The 15,639-nt window shown below is 52.5% G+C and carries 15 protein-coding genes; 13 read left to right on the top strand and 2 right to left on the bottom strand.

Features of this window, described 5'->3' with window-relative positions; all coding sequences use genetic code 11:
* The first annotated feature begins 9 nt into the window (after positions 1-9).
* Both wsfD and NST99_RS27725 read left to right on the top strand, forming a co-directional pair.
* Positions 10-1,443 carry a glycan biosynthesis hexose transferase WsfD gene (gene wsfD, locus NST99_RS27730; RefSeq protein ID WP_341095995.1) on the top strand — a complete coding sequence of 478 codons (1,434 nt, stop codon included), beginning with the start codon at positions 10-12 and terminating at the stop codon, positions 1,441-1,443.
* A gap of 135 nt (positions 1,444-1,578) precedes the next feature.
* Complete coding sequence (locus NST99_RS27725; protein ID WP_076110797.1) at positions 1,579-1,752, top strand: aspartyl-phosphate phosphatase Spo0E family protein; 174 nt, start codon at positions 1,579-1,581, stop codon at positions 1,750-1,752.
* A 467-nt stretch (positions 1,753-2,219) separates the two neighbouring features.
* Here NST99_RS27725 and NST99_RS27720 read toward each other — a convergent pair whose 3' ends face one another.
* Positions 2,220-2,984, bottom strand: a complete 765-nt coding sequence (locus NST99_RS27720; protein ID WP_341095994.1) for an AAA family ATPase — start codon at positions 2,982-2,984, stop codon at positions 2,220-2,222.
* Between the two features lie 212 nt (positions 2,985-3,196).
* Between NST99_RS27720 and NST99_RS27715 the strand changes: the two genes are divergently transcribed.
* From NST99_RS27715 to NST99_RS27665, 11 genes are all read left to right on the top strand, one after another.
* Positions 3,197-4,297, top strand: coding sequence for a CgeB family protein (locus NST99_RS27715; RefSeq protein WP_445744996.1), 1,101 nt, complete (start codon positions 3,197-3,199; stop codon positions 4,295-4,297).
* Positions 4,298-4,328: 31 nt separating this feature from the next.
* Positions 4,329-5,471, top strand: coding sequence for a CgeB family protein (locus tag NST99_RS27710; protein ID WP_445744995.1), 1,143 nt, complete (start codon positions 4,329-4,331; stop codon positions 5,469-5,471).
* Between the two features lie 244 nt (positions 5,472-5,715).
* Positions 5,716-7,281, top strand: a complete 1,566-nt coding sequence (locus tag NST99_RS27705; protein ID WP_341095991.1) for a glycosyltransferase family 4 protein — start codon at positions 5,716-5,718, stop codon at positions 7,279-7,281.
* A gap of 70 nt (positions 7,282-7,351) precedes the next feature.
* The gene (wecB, locus tag NST99_RS27700; RefSeq protein WP_341095989.1) at positions 7,352-8,446 is read left to right on the top strand and encodes a non-hydrolyzing UDP-N-acetylglucosamine 2-epimerase; all 1,095 of its coding nucleotides are present in this window, start codon (positions 7,352-7,354) and stop codon (positions 8,444-8,446) included.
* Positions 8,436-9,422, top strand: a complete 987-nt coding sequence (locus NST99_RS27695; protein WP_341095988.1) for a polysaccharide biosynthesis protein — start codon at positions 8,436-8,438, stop codon at positions 9,420-9,422. Before wecB ends, NST99_RS27695 begins: the two co-directional genes overlap by 11 nt.
* A complete protein-coding gene (locus NST99_RS27690; protein ID WP_341095986.1) occupies positions 9,419-10,258 on the top strand; it encodes a dTDP-4-dehydrorhamnose reductase family protein in 840 nt (279 codons plus the stop codon). The genes NST99_RS27695 and NST99_RS27690 overlap by 4 nt, the downstream gene beginning before the upstream one ends.
* Positions 10,255-11,220 (top strand): NAD-dependent epimerase/dehydratase family protein, encoded by a 966-nt coding sequence (locus NST99_RS27685; RefSeq protein WP_341095985.1) that lies wholly within the window; start codon positions 10,255-10,257, stop codon positions 11,218-11,220. The genes NST99_RS27690 and NST99_RS27685 overlap by 4 nt, the downstream gene beginning before the upstream one ends.
* A complete protein-coding gene (locus NST99_RS27680) occupies positions 11,220-11,936 on the top strand; it encodes a glycosyltransferase family 2 protein (protein WP_341095983.1) in 717 nt (238 codons plus the stop codon). The genes NST99_RS27685 and NST99_RS27680 overlap by 1 nt, the downstream gene beginning before the upstream one ends.
* 32 nt (positions 11,937-11,968) lie before the next feature.
* A complete protein-coding gene (locus NST99_RS27675; RefSeq protein WP_341095982.1) occupies positions 11,969-12,544 on the top strand; it encodes a class I SAM-dependent methyltransferase in 576 nt (191 codons plus the stop codon).
* Positions 12,545-12,572: 28 nt separating this feature from the next.
* A complete protein-coding gene (locus tag NST99_RS27670; protein ID WP_341095981.1) occupies positions 12,573-13,298 on the top strand; it encodes a glycosyltransferase in 726 nt (241 codons plus the stop codon).
* Entirely contained in the window at positions 13,295-14,332 is a 1,038-nt protein-coding gene (locus NST99_RS27665) for a glycosyltransferase family 4 protein (protein ID WP_341095979.1), read from the top strand. The genes NST99_RS27670 and NST99_RS27665 overlap by 4 nt, the downstream gene beginning before the upstream one ends.
* A gap of 76 nt (positions 14,333-14,408) precedes the next feature.
* Here NST99_RS27665 and NST99_RS27660 read toward each other — a convergent pair whose 3' ends face one another.
* Positions 14,409-15,479 (bottom strand): glycosyltransferase family 4 protein, encoded by a 1,071-nt coding sequence (locus NST99_RS27660; RefSeq protein WP_341095977.1) that lies wholly within the window; start codon positions 15,477-15,479, stop codon positions 14,409-14,411.
* Between the last annotated feature and the right edge of the window lie 160 nt (positions 15,480-15,639).

Raw genomic sequence — 15,639 nt, 5'->3', positions numbered from 1 at the left:
GGGGAGACTATGAAAAGACTATTAAAGGCAGAGGTACTTGCGGCTCTTGCCGGGGGCGGGCTGATTATTTATCTGCTGTTCCTGAAGCCGTTCGTCGGAGTTGCCGATAATGGTGACTTTCTGCGTATGATGAATACGATCGGCTTGAATTACTATGAGGCTGTGGAAGGTTATGCTGACCGCTTTTTCAGCTTCAGCCATTCCAGATTTTCTTATGATAATTTGTTCCGGGGGTTTTATCCTTCGTCGCAAATTTTGCTGGTGCTGGTGCCAAGGCTCATTTCCGGCCTTTTCCACGGCAGCTATTTCGATATTCGCCTGCTGGGTGCCGTTTATGCTCTCCTGCTGCTGGCAGCCACCTGGCTGATTGTTAAACTGGGCACAGGCCGTTCCTACATTACGGGACTGGTGCTGGGTGCGGGAATGCTGTTTGTTTTTTATGACATCGGATATTTGGCTTATTTCAATTCGCTGTTCGGCGAACCCGTGTCGATGGTATTTATGCTGCTCACATTTGCGCTGGGTCTGAGACTTGCCGGACAGGAACATCCTACGGCGAAAGGGTTGACGCTGTTCTTTATTGCCGTGCTGTTCCTGATCTGCTCCAAAATCCAGAATGCGCCGGTGGGCATAGCATTTGCACTGATCTTCCTGCGGATGGCTATACTCAAGGGATCAGGCAGCTGGAAAAAGCTGGCCCGGTGGTTTGCGGTAGCGGTATTTCTTGTGTCAGTCATTATGTATGTGGGGGCACCCAAGGAACTGAAGCATATCAATCTCTATCAAACGGTATTTTTCGGAGTTCTGAACGAGTCGCCGGATGTGCGGGGGGATTTGCGCGATCTGGGGCTGCCGGAGCGGCTGGAGGTGCTGGCGGGTACGAATTATTTTCAGGGAGATACAGCCATCAAGCAGGATGATCCTTCACTGACGCCGGATTTCTATGACCGGATGTCCCATAAGGACGTGTTGTTCTTCTATCTAAAACATCCTTCCCGCTTGATAGACAATATGAAATATGCTGCTGAGAACAGCATGTCTATCCGTCCTTATTATCTAGGGAGCTATGAGAAGAACGAGAATAAGCCGGCAGGTGCAATCGCCTATACTTACAGCGCCTGGAGCCAGTTTAAAAACAACCATATTCCGCATACCCTCGGTTTCCTCGTTTTGTTCTATCTGGTGTATTACGGCGGAGTGCTGTTCGAATATTTCCGTACCCGCGAATTACGCGGGCGGATAGCCGGTGAGCTGATGATGCTGCTGGGCCTGATCGGGTTGTTCTCCTTCCTTGTACCGATCCTGGGCGACGGACGTGCGGATATCGGCAAACATTTATTCCTGTTCAATGTGTGCTTTGATATGATGGTCGTAGCTATGCTGGGCTGGGTGGTGCATAAGCTCGTAGGTGCAGGAAAATACTTTGCAGGCCAAAAACGTTAGGCGCTGAAAACTTACCCAACTTGGCATTCTGCAGAGGAATTGACCCTTAACTGATTATGGAATACAATGTGTTTGGAACTTTAGTAAATAACAAGAAATCGGCTTGAAACAGCCTCGTCCAATAAGGGGGCCGCTATGGGAAATGATGAACACAAGGATAGAATTGAACAGGCAAGACAGGAATTGAATAGAATGGCCATTGAGTATGGAATGAATGATTTAAGAGTGCTTCGCCAATCTGTTAAGCTGGATGCTCTTCTGAACGAGTATACCGATTGCCTCACGGACAAGGACGATCAGCTCTACTAGAGTATAATAGGAAGTAATTTTATAGATGAAGACACTTTAACGGCAGCCGTTAGGGTGTCTTTTTTTAAATATAAGAATTTATATGTTTCACACGATAACTTATCCTTCTATTTCTCGCTGAAACGGTACCGTCCTTAAAAAGGACGGCAAAGCCGTTTCCACTTGATGTACAGGAAATTATGAGAGGCAGAAGTGCATTTGATTTCGCCATATGAGGGGGAGATGGGGAAATGAGAGGCAGAAGTGCATTTGATTTCGCCATATGAGGGGGAGATTGGGAAATGAGAGGTAGAAGTGCATTTGATTTCCCATATGAGGGGGAGATGGCAAAATGAGAGGGCACGTACAACAATATGTGTCACGATAGGTCAAAGCTTTAAATAGCAAGCGTATTACCATTGTGTGATTTTGTTTCGCGTAGTCTGCTTGGGAATACTCTTGGCACGTGATAAGCCGGATAACGCCAGTTAGCCGTCACTCAGCAGCTCGCGCAGCATGCCCTGGCGGTCGTTCAGGAACGCCTTGGTTACAGTGTAATGTTCCGTATCCTCCAATGCGGCCTGCCGGATGCCTTCCTCCCCCAGGAGATAGATATCTGCGCCCGGGTAGGACATCAGGATAGGTGAATGTGTGGCGATAATGAACTGCGAATGCTGCTGCACCAGCTCGTGCATCCGCACCAGCAGCGACATCTGCCGCAGCGGGGACAGGGCAGCCTCCGGCTCGTCGAGCATGTAGAGGCCTTGGCCGCCAAAACGGTGAACAAAGGTGGAAAAAAAGGATTCGCCATGCGACTGCTCATGCAATGACTTGCCCCCGTAAGAATCCTTGATGAAGTTGCCCGCCTTAGGCTCTTCATCCAATTCGTCAATATAAGTCGCCACATTGTAATAACTCTCCGCACGCAGGAAGAAGCCGTCCTTTGGGCGTCGTACCCCTTTGGCAATACGAAAGAATTCATACAGATGTGAATGTGAGGAACGGGTGTTAAATGAGAAGTTGAGTGTCCCGCCTTCCGGATTAAAGCCCCATGCCGCCGCAATCCCCTCCAGCAAGGTTGATTTTCCCGTTCCGTTCTCTCCTACCAGAAAAGTAACCTGCTTCTGAAACTCCAGACGATGGAGGTCGCGCACTGCCGGCAGATGAAACGGATAAGTCTGGAAGGAAGGGACCTTATCGCGAAGCAGCTCCGCATGGCGGACGTAGAGCATGGCATTATTCATAGCATTCATTCTCCCACTCTCCCTACTTACGAATGATATCATACACGCTCAATTGACTTGTCTTCAGTGTAGCCTGAGTGGATAAAATCTGCAAAGGTTCGGGCAATCCGGGTGGATGACAGGGGGCATGAGCCAATTTCACCGTAATACAGACAGGTGTCCATGAGGCGTACGCTGACTCCGCATATAGTTATATTGTCTTGAGAATATGACGGGGCAGGGTGAAAGCCGTGAAAGTTAAAAAGAGAACAGAGCGTCCGCAGGAATATAGGGATGGATATCAGGAGGGATACCGTCTTGGCTTGTGTGAAGCCGTGAAACGCCTGAATTCTCCGGAGGCAGGGCAGGAGTGCCGCCCGCTTAAGCTGATGTACGTTCCCCAGGGATTTCAAGCCATAGACGCAGGTGTAACGGAGGCGCTTGGACAGCTGGTCAGTGAATTGGTCTTAAGCGCTCCGGAAACCATGCTGGAGGTTGCGGCACGTGAAATGCCGGGAGCGGTACTTGTCATGAACGGGCTGCATGTGTTTCCCGAGAACCATTTGGAGCAAATTACCGAAATCAAAAAATTGGGTATTTCTACGGCAATCTGGTTTGTAGATGATCCTTATTTTACCAAAGATACTTCTGTTATCAGCCAGCATTACGACCATGTATTTACGCATGAGCTGGGCTGTGTGGAATTCTACCGTTCACTTGGGGTGGCTTCTGTCCATTATCTTCCGCTCTGTGTGAATCCGCAAATGTTCTATCCGCGCCGCACCGATCCGCAATATCAATATGATGTGGTGTTTATCGGCAATGCCTTCCGCAACCGGACGGAGCTGTTTGATGGGCTGGCGCCTTTTCTGAAGGACAAAAAGGTGCTGATCGCCGGCGGGTTCTGGGAGCGTCTGACCCAGTTTGAGGAGCTCTCGCCTTTTATTAAGGACGGATTTATTCCGCCTGAGGAGACTGCGAATTACTACAGCGGGTCAAAGCTGGTCATCAACATTCACCGTCCATGGGAGGGGGGACAGGATAACCGGAATTCCTTTCAATTACCGTCCCGTTCCATCAATCCTAGGACCTATGAAATCAGTGCTTGCGGAACAATGCAGCTGACCGATATCCGTGAAGATCTGGACCGCTTCTACCGGCCGGGGTTTGACATGGAGACCTTTGGCTCTGCTGAAGAGCTGCAGCGAAAAATCGAATACTATTTGGTTCATGAGAAGGAGCGCCGCCTGATTGCATTGCGGGGGCTGCAGACGACCTTGCGCAACCATACGTTTATGGCGCGTTTGCCTCAATTATTGAATGTTCTTACTGCACAAGTGTGAATTCCAAAATGGGATGAAGGAGCGAATACTCATGAAGACTGAATTTATTATGCCCGCACCGCCTATGCCGCGTAGCCCTGCGGAAGAAGAAAAACTGCGCGGACGGCTGACCGGCTTCAAGGTAGGATATGACGAGGGCTACTTACGGGGAAGGCTCGCCATTCTGGACGGCCGTCCGGAAGCGCCGCTTCCGGTTCGCAATATTCATGTCATGTACGTAGCCTCGGGTAAAGGCTATCCGTATTCGCCGCTGGACGATGCGGTACTTTATGCCTTACAGAAATTAACTGTACAGGTCACGGTTACCGATGTGCGCCAGGATCTCATTGAGCTCGCCACGGCGCAATGCCCCGATCTGATGCTGGTACTGGACGGCCTTGATTTGCCGCTGGAGCAGCTCTCCGTCCTGCGGAGCAGAGGCATCAAGACGGCGATCTGGCTGACCGATGATCCGTATTACACCGATTTCACTATGAAAATTGTGACGCATTACGACTACGTGTTCACCCTGGAGCGCAATTGCGTGGAAATCTACCGTGGCCTCGGCTGCACAGAAGTACATTACCTGCCCTTTGCCGCCCACAGGGAGCACTATCGTCCAACGACAGGGCGTTCTCCGGTATGCCGGGATATCAGCTTCATCGGCTCCGCTTACTGGAACCGGATTGAGTTCTTCCGCAATATTATGCCGGAGCTGATGAGCTACAACACTGTGATCAACGGCATCTGGTGGGATCGTCTGCCCGAGGCTCCGCTCTATGGAGAGCGAATTGAAGTCGGGAAGTGGATGTCGCCGCAGGAGACAGCCACCACGTACAGCGGCTCCAAAATTGTCATTAACCTTCACCGTTCCCATGTGGACGAGGATGCCAACAACAATGCGCTGGTTATTCCCGCGGCTTCACCTAACCCGCGCACCTTCGAGATCGCGGCCAGCGGCACACTGCAGCTGAGTGATGCCAGAGATGATATGGGCTCCTTCTATAAGATCGGAGAAGAAATCGACACCTTCTCCAGCCCGCTGGAATTGATGGAAAAAGTCCACTATTACCTGACCCATGAAGAAGAGCGCCGGGAAATGGCCTTGCGCGCTTTTGAACGGACCCTGAAGGATCACACCTACACGAAACGCCTGAATCAGCTGTTGAACGTAATCTATGCCCAACCGGTATGAGGACAAATTGCCAGGAAATGTGCGTATATCAGGGGACAGGTGTCGTGCCGGCATCTGTGCCCCCTCAATATACTGGTGAAGTAACCTGACCTTGGCGTTTGCCTGCAAAGTGCGCTTCTCCAAGTGAGTCAGTGCTTTCGAAGCAAGTTTTACATGAAGAACTGTCCCGTAGCTAATGCTTCGTAAAACTTTTAGGGAGGTGAATGGTCGCTCGAGGCCTCTTGCCAAGGAGCGCCGAAACACCATGGCCGACAAAGCTACAATCGTCCTCTTTTCCCATGTTTCCAATACGCGCAGTATTACGGGTGCGGAGAAGCTGCTGCTGTTCTTCGGCCGGGAGCTGTCTCCATACTTTAACTGTATTCTCGTAGCGCCCCAGGACGGCAAGCTGACGCGCCAGGCCCGCAGCTTCGGCCTGAATGTAGAGCTGCTGTCGATTCCTCTCGTCTACGGAATGTACACTCCTTATGCCGGACTGGAAGCGGATATCCGCAAATTCCAGGAAAGCCGGGAATATCTAGAAATGACAGACTGGCTGGCTGGTCTGCGTCCGGCATTTATTATCTCCAGCACTTGTGTGCATGCTTTGCCGGCAATGGCGGCGAAGTCACTTGGCATCCCGGTGGTCTGGAAGATTTCCGAGACGATTACGGACAATGAGTTCACCCCGATCAGTGTAGACCTGATCCACAGGAACAGCGATGAAATTCTGGCAATTTCGCATACGGCTGCGGCCTGTTTCCCGGCGGATATCCGCGAAGGTAAGGTAACTCAGCTCCCGCCGTCCTGGAATGATAAAGATTTGATGATGGAAGCCTGGAGTAAGCTCCGGGGGGAACGGCGGAGTGAGCTCAAGGTATCTCCGGATGAATCGCTGATCGGATATATTTCCTCCTTCATCAACAAGGAGAAAGGGCTGGAGCATTTCGTCAAAATGGCCGTCCTTGTCAGTGAGCAGTATCCGAAGGCGAAGTATCTCGTCATTGGTACTCCCGGAGACAAAAACTACTATGACCGCTGTGTGCGCAAGGTGAAGCTGGAGGGACTGACCTCGCGGTTCAAGTTCGCGGGATATGAAGAATGTCTGCCTTCGGCCTATTGCGCAATGGATCTGCTGGTTGTTCCCAGCCTGATCCGTGAGGGTTTCGGCATGACCGCCCTGGAGGGAATGGCCTTCGGCAAACCGGTGGTCGCCTATGATTCCGGCGGGCTGCAGGAGATTCTGCACATGGCCGGCTGCGGCAACCAACTCGCTCCGGTGGAGGATATCGAGGCGTTGGCTGACCGGGTAAAGGTGCTGTTGGCGGAGCCGGGACTGGCGGCAGCCATCGGCAGCCAGTCGCGGGAGCGCGTTGATGCCGTATATGGCCCGGCGGCCTACAGGGCACGGTTGCTGGGGCTGGCGGAGCGCTGGCAGCTCCGTTACTGCACGGCAGCGGTGGTAGAGCTGCCAATCTGCAGTGAGCCCGCCGAGCCGCTCTCCGGCGGTGCGCCTGTGCAACTGCCCGTAAGCGAAGCGCCGGGCAACAGCGAACCCGTGGCGGCGGGGGAACCACCGCCACCACCGCCACCGCCGCCGGAGCAGCCGCCGCCGGGCAAGGGCCACTCGCGCCGCGCAACACGGCTGCGCAGAGCAAGGCTCCGGCGCGGCAAGCTGCGCCGCGCCAAAGCCCGGGCGCGCCGCAGCGGGCGCCCGGGCCGCAAGCGGCGCACGGCGCGGCCGGCACGCCGGAAGGGCAGCGGCGGCAAATCCCGCCGCACAGGCAGCCGCGCACGCCGGCGTAGGAAGAGCCGCCGCAAAGCGGCGTGAACACTGCGGGTGCACCTCCCCGCAGTGAAATACAGCAAGTTATACCCAAACAAGGTAGGGGAGTGAACCCATGAAGATCATGACGATTTTGGGCACACGGCCCGAAATCATCCGCCTCAGCGTCATTATTCCGCTGCTCGATGAGCATGCGGAGCGGCATGTGCTGGTGCATACGGGACAGAACTTCACCGCCAGTCTCAGCGGAATATTCTTTGAAGAGCTGGGGCTGCGGGCACCGGATTATGTGCTGCAGGATAAGCAAGCCGCACTTGGCGGGCAGCTTGCCGCCATGTTCGGAAGCCTGGAAAGCATTCTGCTCAAAGAACAGCCGGACCGGGTGCTGCTGCTCGGAGATACCAACAGTGCGCTGTGTGCAATTCTTGCGGAGCGCATGGGTATCCCGGTCGTGCATATGGAGGCGGGGAACCGCTGTTACGATTTGAAAGTGCCGGAGGAGAAAAACCGCCGTGTCATAGATGCCGTTTCGACCATTAATATGCCTTATACGCAGCAGAGCAAACGGCATCTGCTGAGTGAAGGTTTCCCCAGCCAGCGTATCGTATTAACCGGCAATCCGATCCACGAGGTCATTACACATTATGAAGAGCAAATTAGAGCCAGCGATATTCTGGCCCGGCTGGATCTTACGGCAGGCCATTACTTTCTGGTCACTGCCCATCGCGCCGAGAATGTCGATGATCCCGAATCACTGCTGCAAATTATGTCCGGCCTGTGCCTTGTGGCTGAACATTTTGGAATCCGCCTGATCTGCAGTATCCATCCCCGCACACGCTCCAAGCTGACGGAGCAATTCCCGCTAAAGATGAACCCGCTTGTGGAATTCCATGATCCTTTCGGATTTTTCGATTTTGTCCATTTGGAACGTTATGCCCTCTGTGCAATTACCGACAGCGGAACCGTCCAGGAGGAGTGCTGCCTGATGGGAGTGCCGACCGTAACGATCCGCAGGACGACAGAACGTCCGGAGACGGTAGATTGCGGCAGTAATGTAGTGTCGGGAGTAGAGCAGAACAGCATTCTGCGCTGTACCCGGTTGATGACGTCGCTGAGTCCGGAATGGGAGGCACCGGAAGGCTACATGACACCGGATGTCTCGGCAAAGGTAGTTAAATTTTTGCTTGGAGGGAACCTGCATGTTCAATAATAAACGGATTATGGTCACAGGCGGAACCGGTTCCTGGGGGCATGAACTCATCCGGCAGCTTCTGCCGCAGAATCCTAAGGAAATCGTAATTTTCTCCCGCAGCGAGTCAGCCCAGGTGTCGATGAGCCGCGAATATGAGGATAGCCGCCTCACCTTCATCATCGGCGATATCCGCGACAAGGATGCTCTGGTGGCCGCATGCCGCGGCGTGGATTATGTGTTCCATCTTGCGGCGTTGAAGCATGTTCCGGTGTGCGAAGATCAGCCGTATGAAGCGCTCAAGACGAATGTCGTCGGCACCCAGAATGTCATTGAAGCAGCTATTGCCAATAATGTAGAAAAAGCGATTTACATCTCCACCGATAAAGCGGCCAATCCGTCCAACTTCTACGGCATGACTAAAGCGATCGGCGAAAAGCTGTTTGTGTACGCGAACCTGCTCGGCTCAGGCACACGGTTTGTGACCGTACGCGGCGGCAATGTGCTGGGAACGAACGGCAGCGTGGTCCATCTGTTCATGAAGCAGATTAAGGATAAGGGCCAGGTGCGCATTACAGATATGAAAATGACCCGCTTTTTCTTCACCCTGCGCGATGCCATCACCCTGCTGTTCAAAGCGTCTGAGGTTAGCATCGGCGGTGAAATCTTCGTCATGACGATGCCGACCTGCCGGATTGTCGATCTGGCCGAGGTGTTGATCGAAGACTCCGGAAGACGTGATGTAAGTATTGTTGAAACAGGTATCCGTCCCGGTGAGAAAATCCATGAAATCCTGATGAGTGATTTCGAGAGCTTGACCACTGTCGTTTACGATGAGCAGTATCTTGTTATTCTCCCTACGCTGGATATGCCGGAGCTGAAAATCCACTACAGCAGATATCCGCATGTTTCCTTCAACAGCTTTAGCTCGGAGAACAACCTGATGGACCAGGAGGAGATCAAGAATATCCTGATCCGGGGAGGGTTCCTCCAATGAAGCTGCTTATCCTCGGCGGAAACGGTATGGCGGGTCATATGCTGGCGGCGTATTTTCGCCGCCAGGGCAAACATCACGTCTTCCATACAACCCGGGATAAGAGCGATCTTGGCGGGCTGTATGTAGATGCCGACGATATCGCCGGAGTGGAGAAACTGGTCGAAATCGTCTCTCCACACTGCATTATCAATGCGCTGGGAGTACTGAATCAATTTGCTGAGCGTGACCGGATCGGGGCCTACCATGTGAACGGATTTCTTCCCCACCGGCTGCGCCGGGCGGCGGATGCTGTTCATGCCCGGCTGATCCACATCAGTACCGACTGCGTGTTCGAAGGAACACGCGGCCGTTACACAGAGGACGATACGCCTGACGGCACTTCTGTATATGCGATTACCAAGAGTCTCGGAGAGATCCGTGCGCCCGGTCATTTAACGATCCGCACCTCCATTATCGGACCGGAAATCCGCTCCGGCGGCATCGGCCTGATGGAATGGTTTCTATCCCGGAAAGGGCCGGTCTCCGGCTATGAACGGGTCATGTGGAATGGCGTGACGACACTCGAGCTGGCCAAGGCGGTGGATGGCTTGCTGGAATCAGAGGTATCCGGCCTGATTCATCTGGCCCATCCCCAACCGGTCAGTAAATATGAACTGCTCCGGCATCTGCAGTACGCATTTCATAAGGAAGATGTTGAGATCATTCCCGAAGATGTGCATATTCAGGACCGTACACTGGTAAACACAAGAGCTGATGTCCAGATCCAGTTGCCTTCCTATCCGGAAATGCTGGCAGAGCTGGCTGATTGGATGCAGCCCTCAGAGATGACCACATGAAGGGGCGGAAGCTGCTGATTACCGGAGCCGCCGGTTTTACCGGCCGGCATGCTGTTGCCTATTTCAGGGCTGGCGGAGCGGAAGTGACCGCTGTAGTGCGCCATCCGGCAGCGGAGTCCGCTGTTTTTCCGGAGGGGGTTCAGCAATATGTTTGTGATTTAAGCGACCGCAAGGCGGTCCATACCATGATCGGGCAGGTCCGGCCGGACGAAGTGCTGCATCTGGCAGGCAGAAATTCGGTACCGGAGTCGTGGCGCGATCCCCTGCTTTATATGGAAACGAATGTTATGGCAACCCTGTATCTGCTTGAGGCACTGCGTGCCCAGCCGGCCAGCCGTATTCTGGTGGCCGGCTCCCGGCTCAAGTACAGCCCCGGAACCGACGTGGGTCCGCCGCATCCCTACAGCCTCAGCAAAACACTGGAGGAACTGGTATCACTCGCCTGGGGAACTCTGTTCAAGCAGCCCGTGCTGCTGGCGGAGCCTTGCAACCTGATCGGCCCCGGCCCTTCCACCGGCTTCTGCTCCCTGCTTGCCCGGCATATTGTGCGGAGTGAAGCTCTCTCGGGTACGGACGAAGGGATTCCGCCTTTCAGGCTTTCTTCACGGATTGAATTACGGGATTTTCTCGATGTTCGCGACGCCGTAAGGGCCTATGACTATATCCTGCGCAAGGGGGAGACAGGAAAGGTCTACCGGATTGATTCCGGGAAGCAGCGCACGCTGGGTGAGATCGCGGAGAAGCTGCTGGCTCATGCCGCGGTACCGGTTGGAATGGACTGGGGTCCGAAAGCTGGGGTTCCTGCGGAAGCAGACTCTGGAGTGTTGCCCGGTTCGGTCACGCAACCTGAAACATCTGAAGATAATGTAACTGCACTCGGCTGGAGTGCAGCAATCCCGCTTGAGCAGTCGCTTGCAGATATTGTGGACTTTTATCGTGCCAGTAGGGAAGGAAGGATGTAATGACTCCAAAAGTATCGGTGATAATTCCTTTTTATAATTGTCCTTATATTGAACAGGCGCTGCAAAGCGCCTTGTCCCAATCCTGGAAGCCTTATGAGATCATCGTCGTCGATGACGGTTCCACAGCTCATATGGACCGGATTATGCCCTATCTGCCTAAGATTCATTATCTCGGTAAAAGCAATGGGGGTACCGCTTCCGCGCTGAACCACGGCATCAAACATTCTACAGGAGACTATGTCGTATGGCTTAGCTCTGACGATATGTTCTACCGTGACAAGATCAACAATCAGGTTCTGTTCATGGAACAGAACCGTTTGCTTATCACTTACACGAACTTTAATTTTATCAACGGAGAATCGCAACTGACCGAAATGAACGCGGCGGCGGTATTCTCGAATCACCTGGACTATTTACGCTGCTTTCTTCAGGGGAATCCGATTAACGGCTGTACGGTAATGTTCAAGCGGGAGCTGTTCGGCGCTATCGGTCTGTTTGATGAAGCACTGCCCTACACGCATGATTATGATCTGTGGTTCCGGGCGATTCTGAACGGATATCCTCCGATTATGCTGAACCAGTCTTTAACGGCGTACCGCCGCCACAGCGGCATGGGAACCCTTAAGCATTATGATGTGATCATGGCTGAAGCCGCCGCGACCAATGCCCGTTATCATGGACTGCTCCGCGGGTTGATCACTTCTATGGGCGGTTAGGCTTATGCAATTTATTATAGGAGGGGAAGCCTATGTACCGGGAAATTGCAGTGAAAGATTTCCTGCCGGTCTTGCTGGAGTATCTTAAGTTCTCGGAGAGTATTCTGGATATCGGCAGCGGCACCGGTACTCTGCTTGAACGCTTTGAAGCTGCTCTGGTGGTCGGTCTGGATATTCACAGGCCTTATCTGCTGCACCGCAAATACACCTCGCCGCATATTATCCCGGTGCATGCCGATGCAAGCCATATTGATAAGCTCTTTCTGCCGGGCACGTTCTCAGCGGTGACATTAATTGATTCGCTGGAACATTTCTCCATGAAGGAAGGGATGGGACTTCTCAAAAAAGCGGAGATTATCGCCTCCAATCGTGTGGTGGTATTCACTCCGCGCGGATTTTTTCCGCAGGAAGGGACGGATCATTTTCACCTGCAGGGAGAGTATTATCAGAAACACAGGAGCGGCTGGGAACCGGAGGATTTCCTGGGGCTGGGTTACTCGGTAACCGTGCTTAAAGGCTATCACCATGCAGAGAATCCGGCTTTCCGGGAAGCATTCGGAGAGGATCATGAGCCGCTGGATGCCTTGCTTGCCTGCAAGACAGTATAAACAATACCCACGGGAAGGAGGTGAGCGCATGAATCAGCATAAGTCCAAGGTTTCGGTGGTCATCCCTTTCTACAATTGCCCCTACGTAGATCTAGCGGTGGAAAGCGTGCTGGCCCAGAGCTACCCGGATATCGAAATTATTGTAGTGGATGACGGATCGTTGTTCCACACGGAGAAGCTGGCTCCTTACAGAGACAGAATTATGTACTTTCACAAATCAAACGGTGGCACCGCATCTGCGCTCAACCTGGGTATCAAGGCGTCCAGCGGGTCTTATTTTGCTTGGTTAAGCGCTGACGATCTGTTTCATCCCGATAAAATCCGCCGGCAGCTGGAAGCTTTGCACAGCACAGGAACCTTATTTAACCATACTGCCTATTATTATATTAATGAACAAGGGGACCGTGTTTCCGGGGTCGTAAAGGTCCCCTTTCCCGATAGAAGCCAGCTTATCGCGACCATGATGACGGGTTGTCCGGTTAACGGCAGCTCTGTTCTGCTCGATATGGATATCTTCCGCACCGTTGGCATTTTTAATGAACGCTTTTTATACACACAGGATTATGACCTGTGGCTGCGTATATTGCCGCATTACCGCTGGTCTTACATCGAGGAGCCGCTGCTTGATTATCGTATACACAAGGAGATGGGCTCTGTGATTCACAGTGAAGCGCAGAACAAGGAGATTAAAATGGTGCAGGCGAAGCATCATAGATCTCTCTCGCAGCTGCTGAGAAAGGAGAGAGGGAAATGAGACTGACATTCCCGATTCTGACATTGTCCAGGGGCGGGGCCCAGCGTATGCTCGCAGAACTTACCAACCGTCTGGCAATCATCGGCCATGAAGTGATCATTCTTATGCCCAATCACGGCATTGTCGAATATGATATGAAGTGCAAGGTCCTCTACTCCAGCTACAGCCAGCTGTCTGAGGACGATTTTCCTTATAGCGATGTCATAATTTCGAATTACTACACTATCGTTCCTGTGGCGCAGCGGGCCAGTGAACAGGGCAAGGGATTGCATATTCGACTGGCGTTATGTTATGAGCCGACGTTTCTGCCGGATAATAATCAGTCCTTCTCTTCCTATAATATTGCCCGCAATTTGTTTGTACTGTCCCGGTGGCAGCAGGAGATTGTCCGGATAAATCATGGGATTAAGGGCAGGATTGTACCGATCGGGGTGAATCCTGACTTTTATAATACACACAGGCGGGACACGCAAGGCAAACTGGTAGTCTCTGCAATTATGCGCAAGATGGAAGGGGGATTCTCCGGCCACCGGGAACAGGACTATCTGCTGCAGCAGCTCAATCTGGTCAAGGCGCATCATCCGGAGGTTGAATTGTATCTGATAACACCTCCGGGAGAATACGCCGAATCTGCTGCACTTCAGACTCTGCTGGCCGATGACCGTTATCATGTACGCACGCCTTCAAACGATACGGAGCTGTGCTACCATTATAATGAGAGCAACATTTTTGTCAGCTCCAGCACGTATGATACCGGTTCGCTGCCGGGTCTGGAAGCGATGCGCTGCGGCGCTGCATTAGTTACGGTTTATTCCGGGGGGAACCTCGAATACGGTGTCCACGGCCACAACTGTCTGATGTCCTACCGGCATGAAAACCGTCTGGCCGATGATATTATCACTTTAATCAGGGACAAAGAACTGCGCGAGCGCCTTGCCCAAAGAGGAGAGAATGATTCACAGCGTTTCACCTGGGAGAGAAGCACGCAAATCTTTCAGACTGAGCTGTTTGAGATCGTATCGAGGCTGGGTTGAGTATTGTTCAAGACACACAAAGAACCTTCATTTCCACGGTCTTCCGGTGGTTTGAAGGTTCTTTTGGTGTCGGCCGCTAAAAGATGGAAAAGGAGTTGAGCATCTCACGAAAGGAATGGGCATAACTCTCGGAGCCGAAGCGTGAAATCATATGGAGCCTTCCCTGATCGCGGATGTGGCTGCGGAGTGCAGGATTATCCATCAGCTCCAGGCCTTCACTGACAGCCTGCTCCACATTGCCAAGCGGATAAAATTTGCCGGAGTGATTATGAACAATAAAAGAACGGACACCGTCCGAATCGGTGCTAAGTACAGGACAAGTACAGCAGATGGCTTCGGCAACTGCATACCCGAAGCCCTCTGTAATGGAGGTGGATAGCAGAAAGCCGCCGGAACCGGCAATGGAGGAATAATAAACGGGCATAATATGGTTGGGAATGTTGGTAAATACATTCAGCCGGTCATTCAGTCCTAAAGCGTGCAGTTCCTCATGGAACAGCTGCTTTTGCTCCCCGGAGGCAAGCTCCGGATCATGGAACATCCACAGATGCAGAGCGGGTTTGTGCAGGCGGATCTGATGGGCGATCTTCAAGTATTCGCTCCAATTCTTGTTGTTTTCAAGCCGGCCTACCCAGGCAATTACCGGATCGCAGGGAGGTTCACCGGGGATCATCCGGAAGGACTGGACATCCACGATATTGGGGATTACATACCGGTGGAGCCAGGGACAGATAGAAATAAACAGCTCCAGCAAATGATCGGTAGGAGGTATAAGTACAGCATTGCAGTAGGATCTCAGAAAAGGTACGGCCTCTATAATCAAAATCTCCGCATCAGCCCGTTTACCGAGCCCCTGGGCTTCGTATATTAGAATGCCTCCATAGCCTAGACGACGCAGACGTTCCATTAACAAATAATCCGATGTAACAATAATGGCGTCATAGTGCTGAGTATCGAGTAATTCCTTGATCTCTTCATCCCGGGAAGTGATAAACACGGGAAAGTTTGTGATATTCTGGCTTGCAGACCCCGGCATGAGGTATAAAACATGGCATTCAATACCGCTGCGCTGCAGGCTTTCGCACCTTAGCTTGTTCAGTGTCTCCACCCCGCCGCTGGGTACATAAAACGTAAATAAAACCTTCATGCTCACCCCTCCTGACTTTACTTTGCGGAGAATCACGGCTCGCTTGTGAATACGGCCTACTGTTTATAAGATACGCGAATGTTTCCCCGCATGTGACGGTGTAGGGGAGAGAGTACCAAATCCTTTCAGGATAGCTTGTACCGGTGGAGGCCATGCTAAC

It is taken from the genome of Paenibacillus sp. FSL L8-0470 (genome assembly GCF_038008625.1).
Taxonomy (GTDB): Bacteria; Bacillota; Bacilli; order Paenibacillales; family Paenibacillaceae; genus Paenibacillus_AQ.
Note: the sequence above shows the minus strand (reverse complement) of the source record. Positions and strands in the feature narration are given on the sequence as shown.